This is a genomic window from Bradyrhizobium sp. SRS-191, assembly GCF_024586915.1.
GTDB lineage: Bacteria > Pseudomonadota > Alphaproteobacteria > Rhizobiales > Xanthobacteraceae > Bradyrhizobium.
In genome coordinates, this window is record NZ_JANBVS010000005.1 from 216,105 (window position 1) to 239,666 (window position 23,562).

General features: G+C 65.4%; 24 protein-coding genes. 11 read left to right on the forward strand and 13 right to left on the reverse strand.

What is annotated here, in order from left to right; all coding sequences use genetic code 11:
• The first annotated feature begins 242 nt into the window (after positions 1 to 242).
• Complete coding sequence (locus NLR35_RS11760; RefSeq protein WP_257166695.1) at positions 243 to 1,133, forward strand: crotonase/enoyl-CoA hydratase family protein; 891 nt, start codon at positions 243 to 245, stop codon at positions 1,131 to 1,133.
• Positions 1,134 to 1,331: 198 nt separating this feature from the next.
• On the opposite strand, the gene NLR35_RS11765 is transcribed toward NLR35_RS11760, so the two are convergent.
• The 3 genes from NLR35_RS11765 to NLR35_RS11775 all read right to left on the reverse strand — a co-directional run bounded on the left by NLR35_RS11765 (position 1,332) and on the right by NLR35_RS11775 (position 3,807).
• Positions 1,332 to 2,309, reverse strand: a complete 978-nt coding sequence (locus NLR35_RS11765; protein WP_257166696.1) for an NADPH:quinone oxidoreductase family protein — start codon at positions 2,307 to 2,309, stop codon at positions 1,332 to 1,334.
• Positions 2,309 to 2,911, reverse strand: a complete 603-nt coding sequence (locus NLR35_RS11770; RefSeq protein ID WP_257166697.1) for a 2-hydroxychromene-2-carboxylate isomerase — start codon at positions 2,909 to 2,911, stop codon at positions 2,309 to 2,311. The genes NLR35_RS11765 and NLR35_RS11770 overlap by 1 nt, the downstream gene beginning before the upstream one ends.
• 188 nt (positions 2,912 to 3,099) lie before the next feature.
• The gene (locus NLR35_RS11775; RefSeq protein WP_257166698.1) at positions 3,100 to 3,807 is read right to left on the reverse strand and encodes a glutathione binding-like protein; all 708 of its coding nucleotides are present in this window, start codon (positions 3,805 to 3,807) and stop codon (positions 3,100 to 3,102) included.
• Between the two features lie 150 nt (positions 3,808 to 3,957).
• Between NLR35_RS11775 and NLR35_RS11780 the strand changes: the two genes are divergently transcribed.
• Entirely contained in the window at positions 3,958 to 4,980 is a 1,023-nt protein-coding gene (locus NLR35_RS11780; RefSeq protein ID WP_257166699.1) for a methionine synthase, read from the forward strand.
• Between the two features lie 165 nt (positions 4,981 to 5,145).
• Here the strand turns inward: NLR35_RS11780 and NLR35_RS11785 are convergent, their stop codons facing one another.
• The 4 genes from NLR35_RS11785 to NLR35_RS11800 all read right to left on the reverse strand — a co-directional run bounded on the left by NLR35_RS11785 (position 5,146) and on the right by NLR35_RS11800 (position 7,521).
• The gene (locus NLR35_RS11785) at positions 5,146 to 5,766 is read right to left on the reverse strand and encodes a hypothetical protein (protein ID WP_257166700.1); all 621 of its coding nucleotides are present in this window, start codon (positions 5,764 to 5,766) and stop codon (positions 5,146 to 5,148) included.
• A gap of 104 nt (positions 5,767 to 5,870) precedes the next feature.
• Positions 5,871 to 6,398: a xanthine phosphoribosyltransferase gene (gene gpt / locus NLR35_RS11790; RefSeq protein ID WP_257166701.1), complete on the reverse strand. Its 528-nt coding sequence runs from the start codon at positions 6,396 to 6,398 to the stop codon at positions 5,871 to 5,873.
• Between the two features lie 19 nt (positions 6,399 to 6,417).
• Positions 6,418 to 6,741 (reverse strand): hypothetical protein, encoded by a 324-nt coding sequence (locus NLR35_RS11795; protein WP_257166702.1) that lies wholly within the window; start codon positions 6,739 to 6,741, stop codon positions 6,418 to 6,420.
• A 42-nt stretch (positions 6,742 to 6,783) separates the two neighbouring features.
• Entirely contained in the window at positions 6,784 to 7,521 is a 738-nt protein-coding gene (locus NLR35_RS11800; protein WP_257166703.1) for a molybdopterin-binding protein, read from the reverse strand.
• A gap of 228 nt (positions 7,522 to 7,749) precedes the next feature.
• Between NLR35_RS11800 and NLR35_RS11805 the strand changes: the two genes are divergently transcribed.
• From NLR35_RS11805 to NLR35_RS11830, 6 genes are all read left to right on the forward strand, one after another.
• Positions 7,750 to 9,168, forward strand: a complete 1,419-nt coding sequence (locus tag NLR35_RS11805) for a circularly permuted type 2 ATP-grasp protein (RefSeq protein WP_257166704.1) — start codon at positions 7,750 to 7,752, stop codon at positions 9,166 to 9,168.
• A gap of 86 nt (positions 9,169 to 9,254) precedes the next feature.
• Positions 9,255 to 10,199 carry an alpha-E domain-containing protein gene (locus tag NLR35_RS11810; RefSeq protein WP_257166705.1) on the forward strand — a complete coding sequence of 315 codons (945 nt, stop codon included), beginning with the start codon at positions 9,255 to 9,257 and terminating at the stop codon, positions 10,197 to 10,199.
• Positions 10,200 to 10,336: 137 nt separating this feature from the next.
• Positions 10,337 to 11,185 (forward strand): transglutaminase family protein, encoded by an 849-nt coding sequence (locus tag NLR35_RS11815; RefSeq protein ID WP_006612101.1) that lies wholly within the window; start codon positions 10,337 to 10,339, stop codon positions 11,183 to 11,185.
• Between the two features lie 235 nt (positions 11,186 to 11,420).
• A complete protein-coding gene (locus tag NLR35_RS11820; protein ID WP_257166706.1) occupies positions 11,421 to 12,179 on the forward strand; it encodes a proteasome-type protease in 759 nt (252 codons plus the stop codon).
• A 46-nt stretch (positions 12,180 to 12,225) separates the two neighbouring features.
• The gene (locus tag NLR35_RS11825; protein ID WP_257166707.1) at positions 12,226 to 12,978 is read left to right on the forward strand and encodes an SDR family oxidoreductase; all 753 of its coding nucleotides are present in this window, start codon (positions 12,226 to 12,228) and stop codon (positions 12,976 to 12,978) included.
• 290 nt (positions 12,979 to 13,268) lie between these two features.
• Entirely contained in the window at positions 13,269 to 14,414 is a 1,146-nt protein-coding gene (locus NLR35_RS11830) for a glycosyltransferase family 87 protein (protein WP_257166708.1), read from the forward strand.
• On the opposite strand, the gene NLR35_RS11835 is transcribed toward NLR35_RS11830, so the two are convergent.
• Both NLR35_RS11835 and NLR35_RS11840 read right to left on the reverse strand, forming a co-directional pair.
• Complete coding sequence (locus NLR35_RS11835) at positions 14,411 to 14,974, reverse strand: hypothetical protein (RefSeq protein ID WP_257166709.1); 564 nt, start codon at positions 14,972 to 14,974, stop codon at positions 14,411 to 14,413. The genes NLR35_RS11830 and NLR35_RS11835 overlap by 4 nt on opposite strands.
• Before the next feature lie 224 nt (positions 14,975 to 15,198).
• Entirely contained in the window at positions 15,199 to 16,425 is a 1,227-nt protein-coding gene (locus tag NLR35_RS11840; protein ID WP_257166710.1) for an MFS transporter, read from the reverse strand.
• A 119-nt stretch (positions 16,426 to 16,544) separates the two neighbouring features.
• Here NLR35_RS11840 and NLR35_RS11845 point away from each other — a divergent pair, with 119 nt between their 5' ends.
• Complete coding sequence (locus tag NLR35_RS11845) at positions 16,545 to 17,795, forward strand: NupC/NupG family nucleoside CNT transporter (RefSeq protein ID WP_257166711.1); 1,251 nt, start codon at positions 16,545 to 16,547, stop codon at positions 17,793 to 17,795.
• A 42-nt stretch (positions 17,796 to 17,837) separates the two neighbouring features.
• On the opposite strand, the gene NLR35_RS11850 is transcribed toward NLR35_RS11845, so the two are convergent.
• On the reverse strand, positions 17,838 to 19,142 hold the full coding sequence (locus NLR35_RS11850) for a tetratricopeptide repeat protein (protein ID WP_257166712.1): 1,305 nt from the start codon (positions 19,140 to 19,142) through the stop codon (positions 17,838 to 17,840).
• Positions 19,143 to 19,491: 349 nt separating this feature from the next.
• On the opposite strand from NLR35_RS11850, the gene NLR35_RS11855 reads away from it, so the two are divergent.
• Positions 19,492 to 19,659 (forward strand): hypothetical protein, encoded by a 168-nt coding sequence (locus NLR35_RS11855; protein WP_257166713.1) that lies wholly within the window; start codon positions 19,492 to 19,494, stop codon positions 19,657 to 19,659.
• On the opposite strand, the gene NLR35_RS11860 is transcribed toward NLR35_RS11855, so the two are convergent.
• The 3 genes from NLR35_RS11860 to NLR35_RS11870 all read right to left on the reverse strand — a co-directional run bounded on the left by NLR35_RS11860 (position 19,606) and on the right by NLR35_RS11870 (position 22,853).
• The gene (locus NLR35_RS11860; protein WP_308773839.1) at positions 19,606 to 21,600 is read right to left on the reverse strand and encodes an acyltransferase family protein; all 1,995 of its coding nucleotides are present in this window, start codon (positions 21,598 to 21,600) and stop codon (positions 19,606 to 19,608) included. The two genes, NLR35_RS11855 and NLR35_RS11860, sit on opposite strands and share 54 nt — an antisense overlap.
• A gap of 228 nt (positions 21,601 to 21,828) precedes the next feature.
• Positions 21,829 to 22,434, reverse strand: coding sequence for a cupin domain-containing protein (locus NLR35_RS11865; protein ID WP_257166715.1), 606 nt, complete (start codon positions 22,432 to 22,434; stop codon positions 21,829 to 21,831).
• A 134-nt stretch (positions 22,435 to 22,568) separates the two neighbouring features.
• On the reverse strand, positions 22,569 to 22,853 hold the full coding sequence (locus NLR35_RS11870; RefSeq protein WP_257166716.1) for an usg protein: 285 nt from the start codon (positions 22,851 to 22,853) through the stop codon (positions 22,569 to 22,571).
• Between the two features lie 380 nt (positions 22,854 to 23,233).
• Between NLR35_RS11870 and groES the strand changes: the two genes are divergently transcribed.
• On the forward strand, positions 23,234 to 23,548 hold the full coding sequence (groES, locus tag NLR35_RS11875) for a co-chaperone GroES (protein WP_006612113.1): 315 nt from the start codon (positions 23,234 to 23,236) through the stop codon (positions 23,546 to 23,548).
• The last annotated feature ends 14 nt before the right edge of the window (positions 23,549 to 23,562 follow it).

Here is a 23,562-nt window from a genome sequence, read left to right on the forward strand (position 1 = left end):
GGCAAAGGCGAGCGCACCGCACCGTCCAAGCGTGCCATTGCTGATGGCGCCGTGCCCACCGCCACACCATCAGTGTGAATGGTGGGCACGGCGACGCGCTGCGCGCGACGCCTTTGCCCACCCTACGGAATACGCCGCGCGCGCCTTGCCGCATGGCGTTGTTCGATGCTTGCGCATCGGCCTGGAATGCCGTTTCTAACAACCATAACCAACAACACATCAAGAAACCCGAGGAAACCTCCATGGCCTACCAGACCATCCTCTACGACGTCGCCGACAAGATCCTCACCATCACGCTGAACCGCCCGGAGAAGCTCAACACCTTCACCGGCACGATGATGGAAGAGCTGATCGACGCCTTCGATCGCGCCGACAAGGACGACGGCGTCAGGGCGATCATCATCACCGGCTCGGGCCGCGCGTTCTGCGCCGGCGCCGATCTCTCCTCCGGCGCCGACACCTTCGATCGCGATGCCAAGCGCGGGCCGGTGAAGCGGCATGCCGACGGCAGCGTCGACTATTCCGATCCGCAGGTGCGCGACGGCGGCGGCCAGGTCACGTTGCGCATCTTCAAGTCGCTCAAGCCGGTGATCGCGGCGGTCAACGGCCCCGCCGTCGGCATCGGCGTCACCATGCAGCTCGCGATGGACATCCGCATCGCGTCGGAGGCGGCGCGGTTCGGCTTCGTGTTCTCCCAGCGCGGCATCGTGCCGGAGGCGGCGTCGAGCTGGTTCCTGCCGCGCATCGTCGGCATCTCGCAGGCGCTGGAATGGTGCTACACCGGCCGCGTCTTCCCGGCGCAGGAGGCGCTCGCCGGCCGTCTCGTCAGCAAGGTGGTGCCGCCGGACGAGCTGCTGCCGACCGCCCGCGCGCTCGCGCGCGAGATCGCGGACAAGACCGCGCCGGTGTCGATCGCGCTGATCCGCCAGATGATGTGGCGCATGATGGGATCAGATGATCCGATGGAAGCCCACAAGGTCGACAGCCGCGGCATCTACGCACGGGGACGCTCTGACGACGTCAAGGAAGGCGTGGTGTCGTTCCTGGAGAAGCGTCCCGCGCAGTTCAAGAACACGGTGACGGCCGACATGCCGGACTACTTTCCGTGGTGGGACGAGCGGGAGTATAAATAGTTATCGGGCGCGGTCGCGCGACATATTCTCCTGTCGTCCCGGACAAGCGCGCGGCACGCGCGCGCCGAGCCGGGACCCATAACCACAGGATGGGGTTGGGCGACGAACGACGTTCCGGGTGCCACAAGAGAGATCACGCGGTATGGGTCCCGGCGCGGAGGCCGGGACGACACCGGTGGTTTGGCGCCGCTGTGTGCCTCAGTCCATCACCAGCGCGACCCTGCCGATCGCCTTGCGATCGATCAACAGCCGCATCGCCGCGGCGTAGTCCGCGAACGGCACGCGGTGAGAGACGTTCGGCCGCAGCTTGCCCTGCTCGGCGAACTCCAGCAGCGCCGCCATGCGGCGCTGGCCCAGCTCGGGATCCTTGCGAACGGCCTCGCCGGCGCGCACGCCGAGCACGCTGGCGCCCTTCATCAGGATCAGGTTGGTCCGGGCCAGCCCAATGCCGCCGGTGAAGCCGATCACCAGCAGCCGCGCGCCCCAGGCGATGCAGCGGACGCTGTTCTCGAACACCTCGCCGCCGACCGGATCGAACACGACATCAACGCCACGGCCATCGGTGATGCGCTTGACGGCGTCGCGGAACGGCTCGCGCGCATACAGCACGAGATGATCGGCGCCGCGCGCGCGGGCGACCGCGAGCTTTTCCTCGGATGAGGCCGCAGCGATCACCGTGGCGCCGAGCAGCTTGCCCAACTCGACCGCCGCAAGGCCGACGCCGCCGCCGGCGCCGTGCACCAGCAGGGTCTCGCCCGGCTTGAGCTGGCCGCGATCCACCAGCGCGTGATGCGCGGTGCCGTGGCCGGCCAGATAGGTCGCGCCCTCGGCGTAGTCGAACGGCGTCGGCAGCGGCGTGAGCTGGCTCGACGCGACCACCGCCTCCTCGGCATAGGCGCCGAAGCGCATGCGGACGATCACCCGGTCGCCGACGGCGTAGCCGGTGACATCGGAGCCTAGTTCGATCACGGCGCCAGCGGCTTCCACCCCAGGCGTGAACGGCAGCTCCGGCTTCAACTGATACTCGCCGGCCGCCATCAGAATGTCCGGAAAGTTGATGCCGGCAGCGCGAATTTTCACCCGCACCTCGCCTTGTCCCAGCGCTCGCGGCGGCAGCTCTTCGAGCCGCAGTGTCTCCGGCGGACCGAGCTCGCGGCAGACGATCGCGCGCGGCATCAGGCCGCCTTCCGCTTCGCCAGCGCCTCACGGATCAACGGCAGCCGGTCGTTGCCGAAATACATGTCGTTGACATCAAGGAAGATGGTCGGCGAGCCGAAGCCGCCGCGCTTGACGACCTCCTCGGTGTTGATGCGCAGCTGATCCTTGATGCCCTGCTGCGCGATGCCGTCGAACAACGCCTTCGGATCGACGCCGACGCGCCGGCACACTTCGGTGAGCACCGCATCCTGCGAGATGTCCTGGTCCTCGCCCCAATAGATCTCGAACACGGCGCGCGCGAACGGCACCATCTCCTGCCCCAGCCAGATGCAGCCGCGCATCGCCTTGACGCTGTTCACCGGAAACACCGAAGGCGGCATCTTGATCTTGAGGCCAGCCGAGCGCGACCAGTCGCCGAGGTCCTTCAGCATATAGGCCGCCTTGGCCGGCACCGGCGCCTCGCGCTGCGCGTAGACGCTCGGATTGATGGTGTTGAAGATACCGCCGACGAGAATGGGCCGCCAGACGATGTCGACGCCGAACTCGCGGGCGAGCGGCTGGATGTTGTGGAAGGCGAGGTAGGTCCAGGGGCTGGAGCAGTCGAAGAAGAATTCGATCATGGTGTGTCCTGTTGCTGTTACCCCTCATCCTGAGGAGCGCGCACCGCGCGCGTCTCGAAGGATGAGGCCCGGTTTGTGGCCTCATGGTTCGAGACGCGCCTTCGGCGCTCCTCACCATGAGGTTCTGGCACCCAAGGAGGTCCTGCGCACCAACCATGAACACGCCGTCGGCGTGTTCATGGGGTTTACTATGAACCTCGTCCCGTCATTTCCTTCGCCCGCGCGCCGAACATCACGTGGCGGGTCTCATCATTGAAGGGCTCCTTGACGAACTTGCCGATGGCGAGCCCGGCTTGCAGCTTCGGCCGCGCGCGCACCGTCGCGTACCAGCGTTTGATGTTGGGATAGTCGTCAAGCGTAAAACCCTGCGCCTTGTGGGTCATCATCCACGGAAAGCAGGCGATGTCGGCGATCGTGTAGTCGTCACCGGCGACGTAAGCGCCGGTCCTGCCGAGCTGCACGTCGAGCACGTGGAACAGCCGCGCCACCTCGTCGCGGTAGCGCTGGATCGCGTAGGGAATCTTCTCCGCGGCATACAGCGCGAAATGGCCGTGCTGGCCCATCATCGGCCCGAGCCCGGCCATCTGCCACATCACCCATTGGATGACGCGCGAGCGCGCGCGAACGTCCTGCGGCAGGAAGCGTCCGGTCTTGTCGGCGAGGTAGATCAGGATCGCGCCGGTCTCGAACACGGCGAACGGCGCGCCGCCGTCGGCCGGCGCGCGGTCGACGATCGCGGGGATGCGGTTGTTGGGGCTGATCGCCAGGAACTCCGGCTTGAACTGGTCGCCGGCGCGGATGTCGATGGGAATCACGGTATAGGGCAGCCCGAGTTCCTCGAGCATGATCGAGATCTTCCAGCCGTTCGGCGTCGGCGCGTAATGGAGGTCGATCATGCCTCGCCTCGAGTCCTTCCCCAGTGGCCGTCCCGGACCATTATGCCGCGCTGCGAAACGCGCGCCGGCCTTGGTTCTTTCTGTACCTGACAGTTAAGCCATGGCAGACAGGCGCTCAAGCCTGACCGCCTTCCAGCCGGAGAGTCCCACATGCTGTTTCCATCGACCATCGCAGGATCGCTGCCCAAGCCGGAATGGCTGGCCGAGCCGAACGTGCTGTGGGCGCCGTGGAAGTCGAAGGGCGAGGAGCTCGCCCGCGCCAAGCGCGATGCGACCATCCTGGCACTGAAGCTGCAGGAGGATTCCGGCATCGACATCCTCACCGAGGGCGAGCAGTCGCGACAGCATTTCGTGCACGGCTTCCTCGAGCGCGTCGAGGGCATCGACTTCGCGCACAAGGTCGAGATGGGCATCCGCAAGGACCGCTACAAGGCGATGGTGCCCCAGGTGGTGGCGCCGCTGTCGCTGAAGGGCCGCGTCCATGGCGACGAGGCGCGGATCGCGCGCACGCATACGACGCGCGCCGTGAAGTTCACTCTGCCAGGGCCGATGACGATCATCGACACCATCGCCGACAACTACTATGGCGACCGCGTCAAGATGGCGTTCGCCTTCGCCGAGCTGTTGAACCAGGAGGCCAAGGCGCTGCACGACGACGGCATCGACATGATCCAGTTCGACGAGCCCGCCTTCAACGTCTACATGGACGAGGTGCGCGACTGGGGCATCAAGGCGCTGGAGCGCGCCGCCGAGGGCCTCACCTGCCCGACCGCGGTCCACATCTGCTACGGCTACGGCATCAAGGCCAACAACGACTGGAAGGAAACGCTGGGCGGCGAATGGCGCCAATACGAGGACACCTTCCCGGTGATCGACGCCAGTTCGATCCAGCAGGTCGCGGTCGAATGCCGCAATTCGAAAGTGCCGATCGAGCTGCTCGGCCTGCTCAAGAACAAGATCGTCCAGGCCGGCGTCATCGATGTCGCCAGCGACGAGATCGAGACCGCGGAGGACGTCTGCAAGACGCTCGAGGACGTCATGAAGGTGGTGCCGAAGGAGAACATCATCGCCACCACCAATTGCGGCATGGCCCCGATGCGCCGCGAGATCGCCGAGGCCAAGCTGATGGCGCTGGGCACCGGCGCGAAGCTGGCACGGCAGCGCTTCGCGTGACGCGTAATTCGTAGGGTGGGCAAAGGCGCTGCCCTACGATCTCCGCGCGCACGATCGCGGTGGCGCCGTGCCCACCGTCTTGCCGCAGCGCTCCCTGATGGATGGTGGGCACGGCGCTCTGGCACTGATGCATGGGGATGGCGCGGTGGTGCGCCTTTGCCCACCCTACGACGGCTGTGAACTGGGATGCAGTACGGGCCGATAGCCGGCCCGGAGCGCGCGCAGCGTCGATGGTGGCGTCAGCAGCAGCGGCGCGGCGAGGTCGTCGCGCGCGGCGCTGTAGCCGGCGAACGACCATGGACATGCCCGGCCCTGCACGACCAGAAAGATCTCATCGCCCGCCTGCACCATCGCGCCGTCGGGCAGTTCGGTCCACGGCATCTGCAGCGGATGCAATCGCTTCCTGCCGCGCTCCAGCCGCTCGCGATGCAGCACCTTGTCGATGTCGGCGGCCCGAACCGGGCTGACGCCATTGCCCTCTTCCCATGCCGCACGAAACCGGTTGGCGTCGTCGCGGCGGCAGTAGAAGCAGGGCCGATGGCCGGCGGCGAGCGCGGTGGCTTCGTCGAGGAAGAACAATTCGGTCCAGCTCTGCCGCGCCATCACCTCGCGGCGCTTGCCGCGGAACTCACACAGGCAGACCAGCCAGGCCGGGCTCGACCAGCGCTTGGTCAGCAGCGTCTTCGTCGCGGGGTCATGGATGATGCCGCGATTGCCCGTGAACATCCCACGGTGCGGCGTTGCGACGATGTCGCCGGTCGGCGTGACGCGGTTCTGCAGCGGCATGGCGAACCTTCGGATGGCGAATAGCGACTAGGGAGTAGCGAATAGCGAACGCCTCGCCCACCCGAATCCCCTATTCGCTACTCCCTAGCCGCCATTCGCCCAGCTCACGCCGCGCCGTCTCGCAGCGGCGGCGCGAACGACAGGGCGGTGTCCCAGGGGAAGAAGATCCAGGTGTCCTGCGACACCTCGGTGATGAAGGTATCGACCAGCGGCCGGCCCTTGGGCTTGGCGTAGACAGTGGCAAAGTGGGCGTCGGGGAGAATGTCGCGAACCATGCGTCCGGTCTTGCCGGTGTCGACGAGGTCATCGACGATGAGCAGCCCCTTGCCGGTGCCGCCGCCGAGCTGGGCGGTGTCGGGCGAGATGCCCTTCAGGACCTGAAGCTCCCCCTGCTTGGTGTGGTCATAGCTGGCGATGCAGATCGTATCGATGACCCGCACACCCAGCTCCCGCGCCACGATGGCCGCCGGCACCAGCCCGCCACGGGTGATGGCCACCACGGCATGAAACGGCCCGATCTCGTTGAGCCGCCAGGTCAGCGCCCGACAGTCACGGTGGAATTGATCCCAGGACACCGGGAAGGCCCGGCCCGCCCGTTCCTGCGCGATGAGGTCAGAATTCTTTTCAGCCATCTGCAATCTGCCCATTGATCTAGGAGAATAGCTTGCGTCCGATGGAGGCCGCCAGCAGAAACAGGGCGGCATAGCCCAGATACCACAGGAACGCGCGCCTAAAGGCCCTCAGGCGAAGACGATGCACGACAATGGCCGCCTGCAGCTCGCCGGGCTGCCGGTCGATCACGGCCTCCAGCACACTGGGGCCTGGAAAGTTCAAGCCAGGCTGTGCGAGCTGCCAGAAGAACGTGCTCACTCCGATCGAGTAGTCGCCGATGCGACGGTAGATCCGCCAGCCCCGGGATTGCAGATAGATCCCGACCGGCATCAGAGCGAGGAGCGGTCCCCCGAGCACGGCCATATACAACAGATCTCGGCCCGAGGGAGCCATCGCGCTCGGTGCTCAGGCGGCGCCGCGCAGCCCGGCGAGCATCTCCTTCACCGCCGCCATCGCCGCCGACAGCTTCTCCTGGTCGCGCGAGCGCACCACCAGATGCGTGTTCGGCTTCTGGTCCTCGTCGATGAAGGGGTAGCTGCCGATGATGGTGTCCGGGTGCGCCTTGGCAATCTCGCGCAAGGGGCCGCCGATGTCGCCTTCCCGCGCATTCGCGCGCACCGTCTCCGACAGCATGCGGACGCCGGATTTCAGCTTCGGCGCGACGATGTCCATCATCGCCTGCATGATCGAGGGCACGCCGGCCATGACGATGACGTTGCCGAGCTTGAAGCCCGGCGCGAGGATGGTCGCGCTCTGGATCAATTCGGCGCCGTCGGGAATGCGCGCCATCCGCAGCCGCGCCTCGTTGAGCTCCTGCTCGCTCCAGCGCTCGCGGAAGCGCGCCACGACCTCGGGGTGATGGTCGATGCCGACCCCGAACGCCTTGGCGATCGAGTCGGCGGTGATGTCGTCATGGGTCGGCCCGATGCCGCCGGTGGTGAACACATAGGTGTAGCGGTGCCGCAGCGCATCCAGCGCCGCGATGATGTCGCCCTCATCGTCCGAAACCACCCGGACCTCCTTGAGGTCGATGCCGAGGTTGGTCAGGTATTCGGCGATGAAGCCGATGTTCTTGTCCTTGGTCCGGCCGGACAGGATCTCGTCGCCGATGACCAGCAACCCCGCGGTGACGATCTCGCTCATGGTTTCTCCTCGCATCTACCGTCTCTTTTGGCCCGAGCCGGCGCCAAAGTCATCCAGAACGTCGCAGTCTATGCCGCGGATTTGAGCATCGTGCAGCCGGTTTTTCGGGCACGCTTTCCGCAACCCCCACGAAATGCCGCAGGAGAATGCATATCGCGCTGGCCCGGCCCTTGCTACCATCATGCGGAGTCATGCAGTGTATGGCCAGGCGGGGACACACGGGCATCTATGGCAGTTGCGTTCGACGAAATGAACGAGCCGGGCGGCGACGTCCGTCAGGCTTATCAGGAGCTGTCGCGGTGGCTGAAGGAAACGCCGCCGGAAGCGCTGGAGTATCGCCGCCACGAGGCGGAGCTCCTGTTCCGGCGAATCGGCATCACCTTCGCGGTGTATGGCGAGGCCGAGGCGCAGGAACGGCTGATCCCGTTCGACGTCATCCCGCGGATCATCTCGGCCAAGGAATGGACCCTGCTGGAGAAGGGGCTGAAGCAGCGCGTCAAGGCGCTGAACATGTTCCTGCGCGACATCTATCACGGCCGCGACATCCTGCGCGCCAACGTGGTGCCGGATGACCTGATCTTCCAGAACCCGGTGTTCCGGCCGGAAATGAACGGCCAGGACGTGCCGCACGACGTCTATGTCCACATCGCCGGCATCGACATTGTCCGCGTCGACGCCAACGACTTCATCGTGCTGGAGGACAATGCGCGCACGCCGTCGGGCGTGTCCTACATGCTGGAAAACCGCGAGATCATGATGCGGCTGTTTCCGGACCTGTTCGCACGCCACCGCGTCGCGCCGGTCGAGCGCTATCCGGACGAGCTGCTGTCGTGCTTGCGGTCGGTGGCGCCGCTCAGCGCCTCGGCCGAGCCGACCGTGGCGCTGATGACGCCCGGCATCTACAACTCCGCCTATTACGAGCACTCGTTCCTGGCCGACAAGCTCGGCATCGAGCTGGTCGAGGGCCGCGACCTCATCGTCAAGAACGACGAGGTGTTCATGCGGACCACCGAGGGGCTGAAACGGGTCGACGTGATCTACCGCCGCGTCGACGACGACTTCCTCGATCCCCTCACCTTCCGGCCCGATTCGGCGCTCGGCGTGCCCGGCCTGATGTCGGCCTATGCCGCCGGCAACGTCACGCTCGCCAATGCGGTCGGCACCGGCATCGCCGACGACAAGGCGATCTATTCCTACATGCCGGATGTCGTGAAGTTCTATCTCGGCGAGGAGCCGATCCTGAAGAACGTGCAGACCTGGCGCTGCCGCGAGCCGCAGGACCTGTCCTACGTGCTCGACCATCTCGGCGAACTCGTCGTCAAGGAGGTGCACGGCTCCGGCGGCTACGGCATGCTGATCGGCCCGGCCGCGACCAAGGCCACCATCGAGGCATTCCGCGACAAGCTCAAGCGCGAGCCGGAGGGCTTCATCGCGCAGCCGACCTTGGCGCTGTCGACCTGTCCGACCTGCGTCGCCTCGGGACTGGCGCCGCGCCATGTCGATCTCAGGCCGTTCGTGCTCACGGGGCGCGACCGCACCACCATCGTGCCCGGCGGTCTCACCCGCGTGGCGCTGAAGGAGGGATCGCTGGTGGTCAATTCCAGCCAGGGCGGCGGCACCAAGGACACATGGGTGCTGGATGAGTAAGACCCGGCATCATCGCCTCACGCGCTTCGTATCCGTGCATGCCTCGCCGATCGGCGCAGGCGCACTTCGCACCTCGTAGATTGCCCATGCTGTCGCGCACCGCCGAAAACCTGTACTGGCTGGCCCGCTATGTCGAGCGCGCCGAGTATCTCGCCCGCACCATCGACGCCACCTTGCGCGTCACCGCCCTTCCTGCGGCCTATATCGGCAAGACCAATGAGTGGGAATCGGCGCTGCTGACCGCCGGCGTCAGCGCCAGTTTCTATGAGGCCTATTCCGAGGCCAACGAGCAGAACGTCGTCGAATATCTCTCGTTCAACCAGTCGAACCCGTCCTCGATCAAGAACTGCATCGAGGCCGCGCGGCTGAACGCACGCTCGGTCCGCACTGCGCTGACCTCCGAGATGTGGGACACGCTCAACGGCTCCTGGATCGAGTTACAGGAAGTCTGGAGCAAGGGCACCAAGACGCGCGAGGAGCTGGCGCGCTTCCTGCGCTTCGTGCAGGAGACCTCGCTGCGCTTCGACGGCTCGGCCTACCGCACCATGCTGCGCAACGACGCCTATTGGTTCTCCCGCCTCGGCCTGCATCTCGAACGCGCCGACAACACTGCGCGCATTCTGGACGTGAAATATCACGTGCTGCTGCCGGAGGACGAGCATGTCGGCGGCCCGCTCGATTACTATCAGTGGACCTCCATCCTGCGTTCGGTCTCGGCGCTCACGGCCTATCACTGGGTGTATCGCGAGACGCTCAAACCCTGGCTGATCGCGGACCTCTTGATCCTCAACGACACGCTGCCGCGCTCGCTCGCCAGCTGCTACGGCAATCTCGTCCGCAATCTCGACCAGATCGGCGTGGCCTATGGCCGCCAGGGTCCGTCGCAGCGCCACGCCCGCGGCGTGCGCAACCGGCTGGAGCATTCCAACATGGACGACGTCTTCCAGCGCGGCGTCCACGAGTTCATCCAGGAGTTCATCTCCGACAATTCGCGGCTCGGAGAGATCATCACCAAGCAATACCTGATCTGACAGGCGCCGCTGCCGGGAACTGTGGCCGCAAGACCACTCCCGTCGCTCGTCGATCCAGCCAACGACGAGCCTGCCCTTTTTTGGGCAGGTGAAACGAGCTACCGCGGTAATCCACCTCACAACACCGATCGACCGCCATGCGCCTGCGTATCTCTCATTCCACCACCTACCGCTACGAGCCGGCGGCCACCGGCGTCATCCAGATCCTGCGCATGACGCCCGGCAGCCATGACGGCCAATATGTGGCGGAGTGGCAGATCGACGTGTCGACCGACTCCCGCCTCGACATGCACGAGGACGCGTTCGGCAACGTCACGCACGTCATCACCCACGGCGCCCTCGAGGACCTCACCATCACCGCCGAGGGCCTGGTCGAGACGCACGACACCGGCGGCGTTCTGAAGGGCGCAGACGAGCGGTTTCCGCCGGGCTTCTTCCTGCGCACCACCCCGCTCACGACCGCCAATGCCGCGATGACGACGATCGTCCGCGACCTGCGCGCGGAATCCGAGAGCGACGTGCTCGGCTTCCTGCACACCCTGATGATGCAGGTCTACGAGCACATGACGTTCGACGAGAACCCGACTCACAGCGGCACCTCGGCGGCGGAGGCCTTCGCGCTCAAGCGCGGCGTGTGCCAGGATTACGCGCATATCTTCATCGCCTGCGCCCGCGCGGCGGGAATCCCCGCGCGCTTCATCTCGGGCCATTTCCTGCGCTCGGATGGTGCGGTGCACCAGGACGCCGGCCATGCCTGGGCCGAAGCCTATGTGCCTGATCTCGGCTGGGTCGGCTTCGACGCCGCCAACTGCATCTGCTCCACCGACGCGCATGTCCGGGTCGCCATCGGACTGGATTATCTCGGTGCGGCGCCGGTGCGCGGCACCCGCTATGGCGGCGGCTCCGAAACGCTCACCGTGAAGGTGAAGGTCGAGCAGGTCGGCCGCGGCGGCCAGTCGCAATCGCAGTCGCAGCGCCAGTCCTGAAATCCCGGTCTCGCTCGTGACCACACCCCCGATGTCATTTCGGGGCGCGCATCAGCGCGAACCCGGAATCCATCGCCCCGCAGAACGCGCTGAAAAATGGATTCCGGGTTCGTCGCTTCGCGCCGCCCCGGAATGACGACCTGTTGTGGAGCGGCAGCGGGGTCTCCGGCACTGCAGGGTTGGACGCGCCCCCGATTTTCGCTACTAATTCGCGCTCTGGCTCGAGGGGAAGACGATGACCTATTGCTGCGGAATTCTGGTGCGTGACGGGCTCGTCATGATCGCGGACACCCGGACCAATGCCGGTCTCGACAACGTCTCGACCTTCCGCAAGCTGCACATCTTCTCCAATCCGGGCGAGCGCATCATCGCGGTCGCCAGCGCCGGCAATCTCGCGATCAGCCAGTCCGTGCTCTCGACCCTGACCGAAGGCATCGAGGACCCCGAGACCGGCGAGGTCGAGACGCTGATGAACGCGCCGACCATGTTCCAGGCCGCGCAGCGCATCGGCAAGGCGATCCGCATGGTGCATGCGACCGAAGGCCCGGCGCTGAAGGCCGAGGACATCTCGTTCGACGTGTCCTTCCTGTTCGGCGGCCAGATCCGGGGCTCGCGGATGCGGCTCTTCATGGTCTACACCGCCGGCAACTTCATCGAGTGCACCACCGACACGCCCTATTTGCAGATCGGCGAGCACAAATACGGCAAGCCGGTGCTCGACCGCGCCATGCATTACGACGTCGAGCTCTACGAGGCGCTCAAGACCGGGCTGATCTCGATGGATTCGACGATGCGCTCCAATCTCGGCGTCGGCCTGCCGATCGACGTGCTGGTGGTGCGCGCGGACGCCTGCGAGGCCGATCTCAACCACCGCATCGAGGCCGGCGAGCCCTATTTCCACGACCTCCGCTCGCGCTGGTCGGCGGCCCTGCGCGCGGCGCATAACAACATCCCGCGCCCGCCCTATAAGACTCAGAGCGAAGTGAAGCACTGACGCGATCCAACGCTCAAAACGGCAAAACGTGAAAAGGTGAGGAAACATGGCTGAAGCAAACAAGATCGCGCTGGTGACGGGCGCAGGCACCGGTGTCGGCCGCGCCACATCGCTGGCGCTGATGAACGCAGGCTTCACCGTGGTGCTGGCGGGCCGCCGCAAGGAGATGCTGGAGGAGACCGCCAAGCTCGGCCCCGCCGGCATGAGCCTGCCGGTCTCCGCTGATATGATGGACCCCGCCTCGATCGCGGCGCTGTTCGACACGGTGAAGACAACCTACGGCCGGCTCGACGTGCTGTTCAACAATGCTGGCATGGGCGCGCCGCCGGTGCCGTTCGAAGACCTGACGATGGAGCAGTGGCAGTCGGTCGTCGCCACCAACCTCACCGCGCCGTTCCTGTGCACGCAGCACGCCTTCCGCATCATGAAGGACCAGTCGCCGCGCGGCGGCCGCATCATCAACAACGGCTCGATCTCGGCGCATGCTCCCCGGCCGTTCTCCTCGCCCTACACCTCGACCAAGCACGCCATCACCGGCCTGACGAAGGCGTCCAACCTCGACGGCCGCGCCTATGACATCGCGGTCGGCCAGATCGACATCGGCAATGCCGAGACGCCGATGACCGAGCGCATGGTCGGCGGCGTGATGCAGCCGGACGGCCGCATGATGCCGGAGCCGCGCATGGACGTGAAAGCCGTCGCCGACGCCGTCGTCTACATGTCCGGCCTGCCGCTCAGCGCCAACGTCCTGTTCATCACCGTGATGGCGACCAAGATGCCGTTCGTCGGCCGGGGCTAGCCCGCCGATCCTCGCAGCCCGGGCCGATACGCCGATCCGGGCTGCGCGATCCGCACGCGCAGGTCAATCTCGCCTCTCGCCTCAATTGTATCTTAAGGCAATTTTTCTACCTATCCGAGCAACGGGCTGCAGCCGCGGCGGCCTGAACCGGATGCGCGATGCGACACTCATCAACTCGCTGCCCTCGTTCGATCGACGACGCCAAGCAGTGGCTCGCGCGGCTGGCTCCGTCGCCCCCGCATGATACCGACCGCGCCGTGTTGCGCAGCCTTCTTTGGCCGGGCGCGATCATGTTCGTCCTGACCCTCCTGGCCTATGTCTGGACGGTGCAATGGTTTCAGCCATTCCCCCGCGACGCCACGAGCTTGGTGATCGGTCGCGACTTCCTTAACTTCTGGATGTATGGCCGGGCGGCGTTCACGCCCGACCCGTCGCGCTTCTACGATGTCGCGATCTACAACGACGCCCTGTCGGCGTTTCTCGGGCCTGACTATCCCGGCCAGAACGTGCCCAACCCGCCCAACGCGCTGGTGGTCTTGGCGCCGTTCGGGCTGCTGCCCTATCTGCCGGCGCTCGCCTGCTGGCTCGCGCTCGGTCTGCTCGCCTTCCACTATGGCTGCCGGCTGGCATTCCCCGATCGAAGGGCGCTGCTGATCGTCGCGATCTCGCCGGCCGCAATGATGTGCCTGCTGTCGGGCCAGAGTTCGTTCCTGACCACTGCTTTGTTGTTCGGCGCGCTCGCCTCGCCCGCACAGCGGCCTGCGCTGACCGGCCTCCTGATCGGCCTGCTCACGGTGAAGCCGCAGCTCGGCCTGCTATTCCCGGTGATGCTCGTCGCGTCCGGCCAGTGGCGCGTGATCGGCTATGCGACGCTCACCGCGCTCGTCCTGTTTGCCGGCAGCGTCGGCATCGGCGGGCTGCACGCCTGGAGCGACTACATCGCCAAGGGGCTTCCGACGATGACGGAGGTGCTGCGCGATCCCCGCGGCATTGCCGTGCCGTTCCACGCCTCGGTGTTCATGAACTTCCGCGGCCTCCTCGGCGATCGCCTGGCCGAAGCGATCCAGACCATCGCGGCGCTGAGCGCTGCGGCGGGCGTGTTCGCGGTCTTCCGCTATCGTCGCGATGCCGATCCCGCGGTGCTCCGGGCCTTCTTCCTGGCCTGCACGATCTCCGCCTCGCCCTATATGGGGATCTACGACGTGCTGCCGCTGACCTGCGCCGCCGTGGCGCTGATCGCGACCGGGGCATTGGACAATGCAGGCCGCAGGCTCGCGCAGCTGGTGTTCTGGCTCCCCGCGCTGCAGCTTCTGTTCGGCAACATCCAGGTGCCCGGGCCCGGCCTGATTGCGCCAGCCTTCGCGATCTATCTCGGCTGGCAGTTGTTCGCGCCGGCCCGAACCGTGCAACTCGACGCGCGCATTGCGGCAGGCTAAGCGGGCTTCCCCAGCTTCTGCCGCCGCTGTTCGCGCGCCCGCTCGAGCTCGGGAAACGGCTCGTACTTGGCGAGCATGCACGCTCTTGGAATGTTGTTCATCCCCACGACAAACTCCATCTTTTCCCGGCCGCCGTCGCCCGGCTCGAAATGCACCATGGTGACCCGTGTCTGCGGGATGAGCGGCACCTCGAGCTTGGCTGACACGCAATAGATCGTCATGCGCTTCGACTCGAACAGACCGCCGCCATACTCGAATGGTCCAGAGAACTTCGCCTCGGACAGGGGCGGCGCGCCATCGTCCCACAAAGAGCGGTAGCCCCAATGGTCCTCCAGAACCCGCGCAATGGCTTCACGCCGCCGCGGCAATGAGGGATCGGCCGCCGTCGACGCTGCCACGGCGCGCGAGTCCCGATTGGACCTGTCGTTCGATGGCGCAACCGGCTGCCCGGCGTCGGCCTGAGGCAAAGGCGCTGCCGCGCTGGCGCATCCCGCCAGTAGCAACAGCATCAGAAGGCCCGGAAGCTGCAACAGCCGATCTCGCGCGACAGGCGTCGGCATCTGCCGCGCCGGTGCAACGCCCGCCGGCGGCATCGGAAGTCCAAACATGAAAGCGTCCCCACCCCCAACAAGACAGGCCTGTCGGCTTGCCCCATGAAGATCGAGCTACCATCGGAGCCGCCCTTCGTCCAGTTGTAAACTCCACGACGTCGTACCTCAGGCTGTTCACCCCGGGCTGTTTACCTCAGGCTTTCTTGGAACACGCCCGATCAAGGAGCGGACGCCTACTCCAACCGCTCCACCTTGCGTAGGTCGGGAAACAGCTTCATCCACGCCAGGGCGATCGCGATGGTGCCGAGGCCGCCGATAATGGCGGCGGGCATCGCGCCGAACAGAGCGGCGGTCACGCCGCTCTCGAACTGGCCGAGCTGGTTGGAGGCGTTGATGAAGAGGAAATTGACGGCGCCGACACGGCCACGCATCTCGTTGGGCGTCGCGAGCTGCACCAGCGAGAAGCGGATCACGACGCTGATCGTGTCGGCGGCGCCGAGGATGGCGAGCGCAACGACCGAGATCCACATCACCTGCGAGACCGCGAACACGACCGTCGCCGCACCGAACACGATCACCGCCTGGAACATGCGCAAGCCCACGCGCCGGCGGATGGTGGTGCGCGCCAGCACCGCCGTCATAGCGAGCGCGCCGACCGCGGGCGCGGCGCGCAGCACGCCGAGCCCGAACGGCCCGGTCTGGAGAATGTCGCGCGCATAGATCGGCAGCAGCGCCGTGACGCCGCCGAGCAGCACTGCGAACAGATCGAGCGAGATCGTGCCGAGGATCGCCGGATTGGCGCGAATGAACCGGACGCCGGCGAACAGGTCGGCATTGCCGCCGTCGCGCCGCTCGGCCGGCACGTCATCCGGCACCTGCATCAGGCCCGTCAGCGCCATGCCCCCGAGCCAGAACAGCATCATGATGCCGTAGGGCAGCCCAGGCCCCACCGCATAGGCGAAGCCGCCGATCGCGGGGCCCGCGATGGTCGCAAGCTGCGCAGCCCCGCTCGAGAGCGCGCTGGCGCGCTGCAACGTGCCTGACGGCGCGATCAGCGGCAGCAGGGCTGCGGTCGCCGGGCTCTCGAACGCGCCGGCAATGCCGAGCACGAACACGGCCGCAAACAGCTGGAATTCGCCGAGCTGACCGGCATAGGCGCCCCAGCACAGATACAGCGCCGTGATTGCCTCGACGAGCTGACAGAGCTGCACCACGCGCTTGCGCCGATAGCGGTCGGCGGCGCTGCCGGCCACGAAGACCAGCAGCGCGGTCGGCAGAAACTGGATCAGCCCCACCATGCCGAGATCGAAGGCGCGCCCGGTGAGATCGTAGATCTGCCAGCCGATCGCCACCGCTGCGATCTGGCTCGCGAAGCGCGACAGGCTGCGGGACGACAGGAAGAACAGGAACGCGGCTTGCTTCAGGAGATCCTGCGCGCCGATCGGGGCGGTGGTCGACATGATGACGCCTTGGGTGACGCAGGCCCATCCGCTTGTCAATCGCAGCTCCGAGCATGGCCGCACGGCATTGCGCGGGGCTGTTCCGTCGGCTCATAATGATCAGGGGTTCGGGGGATCTGATGCTGCAGCTGCAATCGGCGTTCGGGATCGTGGCGCTGCTCGCGATCGCGTGGGCGCTCGGCGAGAACCGGCGCGCGGTGTCGCTGAAGCAGGCCGGCCTGGGGCTGGTGGTCACGCTGCTCACTGCGCTCGTGCTGCTCAAGGTGCCGACGGTGGCCCGCGCCTTCGGCGCCATCAATGACGCGGTCGGCGCGATCGCCTCAGCGTCGCGGGCCGGCACCTCCTTCGTGTTCGGCTATGTCGGCGGCGGCGCCCTACCCTTCGACCTCAAGGCGCCCGGCGCCGATTTCGTGCTCGCGTTCCAGGCCCTGCCGATCGTGCTGGTGATGAGCGTACTGACCACGCTGCTGTTCTATTGGCGCGTGCTGCCGCCGCTGGTGCGCGGGCTCGCCTGGCTGCTGGAGCGCACGCTCGGCGTCGGCGGCGCCGTCGGCCTCTCCACCGCCGCTAACGTCTTCCTCGGCATGGTCGAGGCGCCGCTGTTCATTCGTCCCTACCTCGCGCAGATGACGCGCAGCGAGTTGTTCCTGGTGATGACCGGCGGCATGGCCGGCATCGCCGGCACCGTGCTGGTGCTCTACGCCACGCTGCTTGCGCCGCTCATTCCCGACGCCGCCGCGCATTTCGTCATCGCCTCCGTGCTCGGCGCGCCGGCCTCGATCCTGATCAGCCTGATCATGGTGCCGGAGACCGCAAAGCAGCTCACCGGCGGCGCGCTCGGGGATCCCGACATGCAGGCCTCCTCGACGATGGACGCCATCGTCAAGGGCACCAGCGCCGGGCTCGAGCTGCTGATGAACATCGTCGCGCTGCTGCTGGTGCTGGTCGCGCTGGTGCATCTCGCCAACGCCATCCTGTCGCTGCTGCCGGCGGTCGGCGGCGCCGCGATCTCGCTGCAGCGGCTGCTCGGCCTGGTCATGGCGCCGGTGTGCTGGCTGATGGGACTGCCCTGGCCGGAGGCGGTCACGGCGGGGAGCCTGATGGGCACCAAGACGGTGCTCAACGAGCTGATCGCCTATGTCGAGCTGGCCAAGCTCGACGCCGCGGCGCTCGATCCGCGCGCGCGGCTGATCATGCTCTACGCGCTCTGCGGCTTCGCCAACTTCGCCAGCCTCGGCATCATGATCGGCGGCCTCGGCACCATGGCCCCGACACGGCGCGACGAGATCAATGCACTCGGCTTGAAATCAATAGTCTCGGGAACGCTCACCACCTGCCTGATGGGCGCGATCGTCGGGCTGTTGACATGAGCGAACGCTGTTATTCGACAGCCCCTCGCGACACAAACCGGGCTACTTCAAACGATCCGGCGGATGGCGGTTCAAATACTCCTTGGCCTGTTCGTTGGACGGATTGATGGTCAACACAGACTGAAAAACTGCGACCGCCTCACCAGCTTTACCGGCTTGATCCAAAGCGCGCCCGAGATCGATTTGATACTGCTCATTCCCTTTTTCTAGGTCAGCGGCAATACGGAATTCGGCAACCGCTTCATCGATCTGCCCGACCCGCCTGAGCAGCTCACCCAAATCATAGTGGGCGTCTGACATGCCGGGGGCAAGCCTTGTCGCTTTCCGATATTCTTCAATCGCCTCCTGGATCTCCCGGTTTTTCTCGAGAACAATAGCCAAATTATAGTAAGCTATTGCGTAACCCGGATCGCAGCGTATGGCCCTCTTGTATTCCTCTATTCCTTGAGACTTCCTGCCAGACGCGACCAGTGCAAGTCCATAGTTGTTGTGAACGGACGCGTCGGTCGGGTTTAATCTCACCGCCGCCTTGTGCTCACCAATGGCTTCTTCGGGTCTGTTAGCTCGCCTCAAAAGCCGACCCAGCTGATCGTGAGCGAGATAATACGTTGGATCGACCTGAACAGCCGCCTGAGCCTCTTTCAGCGCACCATCCATGTCCTTCGCATCCCGCCGCACATTACTCAAATTCAAATGAGGTGCAGCAAAATTCGGGTTATGGGCGATAGCAATATTCAACGCTTCAATCGCTGCATCGTCTTTTTTCTGCAGATGAAAGATTGCACCTCTCAAATTGTAAGCCCACGCAACGTCTTTGCTCGGTGGGTCCTCGGAGACGATCTGTTCGATCAAATCGAGCGCGGCATCCATCTTCTTAGCCGAAGCCAGAGCCAATGCCGCCAGATAGGGTCGCGTTCTCTTGATCAGCTCAGGAACTGCTGCATTGATAACTTTCTCCGGATCTTCGGCCTCATCCCCATCACTCTCGCTAAAGAACTTCTGCCCGTTGATCCTGAGTCGGAGCTGAAGCTTGCCTTGGTTGATCACGAATTCACCACCCACCGATTGGGTTCGCGTGCTTCGGAACAACGTTTTCAAGGAGGACAGAACCGCATCAATGGAGATTCCGACAGTAGGCACGACGATGTCTGGAAGTTCTCCATGAAGCGCGATTTCTATTAGCTCCGCACGCGTCTCTACCGGGTAGAGGTATCTTAAAATGCCATCGCGCAAGATCCGCGCAGTGACCCCAGACGAATAGCCGCGATCGGCCAGTGCCTTTGGCACAGCAATCTGCTCGATGACGATAGCATGTTGCATGAGCCCCTGAACAACGACCAGCACCACCAGAAGAGCAGCAGATGCTGCGAATAACTTCGTGATGATCGCTGAGAAATTCTGAGAGACATATGAAGCCAGGTCGAACGCTTCGTTCGGACTCTCGCGAGGAGAGATCGGCTCCGACGGCCGCGCTCTCCGAGGTGCGCGAAACAGCTGTCTCCTACTTCGGGGACCCGGAATGAACGATCGGGAGCTGGACATGATGCCGCCTCGCTGCATCAATCTTCGAGCATCCTAATCGTGCAACCACATAGTATGCAACCTCAGGGTTTTGAGCAAATCAGACGCATCTTCATCTGGACCGGCCAGTTTGAGCACATTCCAACGCCCGGGCGGTCCCGGAGCCGCAGCACGCTTGAAGGACCGTCCCTTGCTCGACGCCCCGACATCGATCCTGATCAGCCTGATCATGGTGCCCGAGACATCGAAGCAGGTGACCGGCGGCGTGCTCGGGCTTACATCAATCGTCTCAGGGACGCTCACCATCGGCCCGATGGGCGCGATCGTCGGCCTGTTGAACTGAGCCTGATAGCACCGCCTGTGGCAGGATCAGCGGCGCGACCTTGCTCATCACATGCGCGGAGCCCTCGGCCGTCAGATGTGCATGATCGAACGACAGCGGCACGTCGCCGACCGTGAGCGGACAGCTGCGCCGCGCGCACACGGCGGACAGGATCGAGACGTAGGATAGCCCCTCGCCGCTCGGGAGCGCCGCCTGCATCGCCTGGTCGAGGGCAAAGATGTCCGACCGGACGAAGGCGGCAGGGTCAGGCTTCACGCCGCGCAATGTGGCGCGGGCCAGCATCGAGGGCAGCCGCGCCCGGAACTGCACGGCTGGACCAAGCAGCACCACCGGAATGCCGGCCTCGCTCAGGCGCGCCAAGGTCGCGCGGAGGTCGCGCACCATGCCGGCGAAGCGCGGCGGGCGCGCATCCTCGAGCCAGTCCGCGGACATCACGACGAGATCGGGCCGGTTCACGGCAAGATAGTCCCGCATCTGCGCGGCGAGCGCGCGGCAGGCCGGCACGCCCTGGGTCTCCGCGTTGAAGGTCGGCATGCAGGTCGGCTGTGTCGCCTGCATGATGTTGACGGCGTCCGGATCGAGATGAGTCTGGAGGCCGTGATAGTAGTGCGCCGCGAAGCTGTCGCCCCATAGCAGGACGTTGGTCTTGCCGGTCACCGGCCGGAGGCAATCCTCCGGCACGCGCCCGTCCGGCGTCGTGAAGCAGCTGCCGTAGCGATAGACCGGCTTCATGTCGTAGCCGTTGTAGGCGTCGAGGCGCTGGGCCGCGCGGTCGGCGTCCGAGGTCGCGCCGGCGCGCAGCAGGCCCGTCGCGCTGCCGGCAAGCAGCACGATGCTTGCGAGCGCGGCGAGACCGAAGGCCGCGCGCGGCGTCGCGGCGAGCTGGCGCTGGCGAAACGGCTGCTCGATGAAGCGCCAGGACAGCGTGGCCAAGGCGACTGTCAGCCCGAACAGGACCGCCCGCTCCCAGCCGTCGAGCGCCAGGCCAGGCTTGGCGAAGCGCGCAAAGACAAACAGCGGCCAGTGCCAGAGATAGAGCGAATAGGAGATGCGGCCGACGAACGCCGCGACGCGGAGCGGCGACAGCGGGCTGCGCGGCGCGTTGGCGACACCGACGCCACTCCACAGGAACAACGCGGCACCGAGGCACGGCGCGAGCGCGTTGAGCCCGGGAAAGCCCGGTCCCGGGCGCAGCGACAGGATCGGGATCGCCATCAGCAGCAGCGAAAGCGCGCGTGCCGAGCGCTGCGCGAGGCCAGGCCGCGGCGCCGGAAGGCCCGAGACGGCAACGAGACTGCCGAGCAGGAATTCCCAGGCCCGCGGCGGGCTGAGGAAGAAGGCGCTCGCGGAGGCCCCTCCTTGCATCAGCATGAGGCCAAGCGCGAACGAGGCGGCCGCGAGCAGCAGCAGCGTGAGCGGCAATGCCAGCCGGCGGCCGCGCGCGATCCGCAACACGCCCCAGACCACGACAGGCAGCACGAGATAGAACTGCTCCTCGACCGCGAGCGACCAGGTGTGCAGCAGCGGCTTCTCCACTGCGGCGTGGTCGAAATAACCGGACTGCTGCCAGAAGAAGATGTTCGAGCTGAAGGTGACGACGGCGATGGCCGAGCGAAACAGCTCGGCCCGCTCGGAGTTCAGCAGATCCCAGGATGCCGGGATCGCGGTGAATGCGACCATGACGTAGAGCGCCGGCAGCAGCCGCCGCACGCGCCGTTCATAGAAGCAGGCGAACGAGAACTGCCCTTTGGCCATCTCCGCAGCGATGATGCCCGTGATCAGATAGCCGGAGATGACGAAGAAGATGTCGACGCCGATGAAGCCGCCGAAGATGGCCGGCGCCTCGAAGTGGAAGCCGACGACGGCGAGCACCGCGAGGGCGCGCAGCCAGTCGATGTCCTCGCGCTGGGCGGGAGCTGACGCTGCGGATGCGCCGGCCACACTGGGCTGCGCGGACGCAGGCATCCGTGGCGCGCGCTTGGACTTGGGAGCGTATTGAACGACGAAGGACGGCAAGGGAACGGATACGCCTTACACAAGCCCGCGCCGAACACGGCACTCCGCATCCGCCGCCGGCCCGTCCGTCCCTATCACGCGAGACTGGACGTCAACACACACGCGCGAGATCGCCGCCTCGCGCGCGAATGTTTCCATCCGTTTCTGTCGGCTTTAGGTCGTAAGTTCGACGGTTTTGAAGTCGGCCGGCAGGATCACCTCGAGCAGCTCGACGTCGTCGGAATAGTCGAGGATCATGTGCCGGATCTTCGGCGGCTGCGTCCAGCAGCTGCCCTCCTTCATCAAGGTCTCGCCGACGCCTTCGAGATAGCTCTTCACCCAGCCCTTGAGCACGTAGACCATCTGGAAGTCGACGGCATGGGTGTGCAGCTTCGAGACCTCCTGCGGATTGCACGGCGGCAGCATGCGGATGACATGCGCCCGCGCCAGCCCGTGAGTCGCAGCCGCAATGCCGAGGTCGCGGTACTGCGCATAGGTGCGCAGGCCGTCGGCCTTGAAGTCCGCTTCGTTCAGATGGCTGATCGCGATCTTCTGCCTTGGCCGCTTCGGCGCCGGCATGGTGCGGCCCTTGCTGACGAGCGCCTTGCGCGCTGAGGGCGGAGCAGCCCTGCCCGGCTTGGCGGCCGTCTTGGTCGGCGGCTTGGCACTGATCGCAGCCCCGGCTTTCGCCGTTGCCTTGCTGCTCTTGCTGGTTTTCATCGCCGCGGCCTTGGCAGCGGCGCGTGATGCTGGCTTGGTCGTGCGGCTCTTCCTGGCCATGGTGCTCTCCCTGCGAGTCCTCGCCGTGAGAGTAGCACAGATTGGAAGAGCCCAGCTGCTGCTCCAACAGAGGACGTCATTCCGGGGCGTGCGAAGCACGAGCCCGGAATGACACCGGTGATGGGGCTATCAGCTCAATGCAGCCGGAACACGCCGTCCACGGCGCGCAGCTCGGCCGGCTTGATCAGCTTGGAATGCGCCACCGTGACCGAGTGCAGCGGCCCCTCGATCTTCTCCTCCCAGAACGCCAGGAAGTCGTGCAGCGCGGGGAATTTCGGAAACAGGTCGTAGTTCTGCCAGACATAGGTCTGCAGCAGCGAGCGATGGTCCGGCATCCGATACAGGATCTGCGCGGTCGTCAGCCCATAACCCAGCACCTGTTTCCGAAAGTCCTCGGAAACCTCACCCCTCGAACCCATGCCAACCTCCGTTTCTGGAGCGCACGTCCGTGTGGCCAACCGGGATGGAGCCACCCGGCAAAGATGCGCTCACTGCAAAAGAAATGTGACGCATGTCTTCAATCCATCTCAAGCCTAAATGTTTAACGGCCTGTTGAAAAATGCTGCATTAGCAGCGACTTAGCCCGGGTGCTAATACGGGGTTTCGCGTTTCGTTCCGCTCGTGTTAACGCTATCGGAACGCTTTGGCAGAGCGCGCAGTTGACTGCTAATTTTTCTGCTACAAGGCCTTGCCCGGCTGGAAACTCTCCCCTAAATCCAGCCCGCGTGCTGGCACTCGCCGGCAACGACTGCCAAATCTCCAGAAACTGACAATCGCTTCAATTGCTTAGGAGGACTGTATGGCTTTCCGTCCGCTTCACGACCGCGTCGTGGTCAAGCGCATCGACGCCGAAGAGAAGACCGCTGGCGGCATCATCATTCCCGACTCGGCCAAGGAAAAGCCCTCGCAGGGCGAAGTGATCGCGGTGGGCCCGGGCGCTCGCGACGAGAGCGGCAAGCTGGTCCCGCTCGACGTCCAGGTCGGTGATCGCGTGCTGTTCGGCAAGTGGTCGGGCACCGAGGTCAAGATCGACGGCCAGGAGCTGCTGATCATGAAGGAAAGCGACATCATGGGCGTCATCACCGACGCCGGCGCCAAGAAGAAGGCCGCCTGATCCAAGCTCGCACA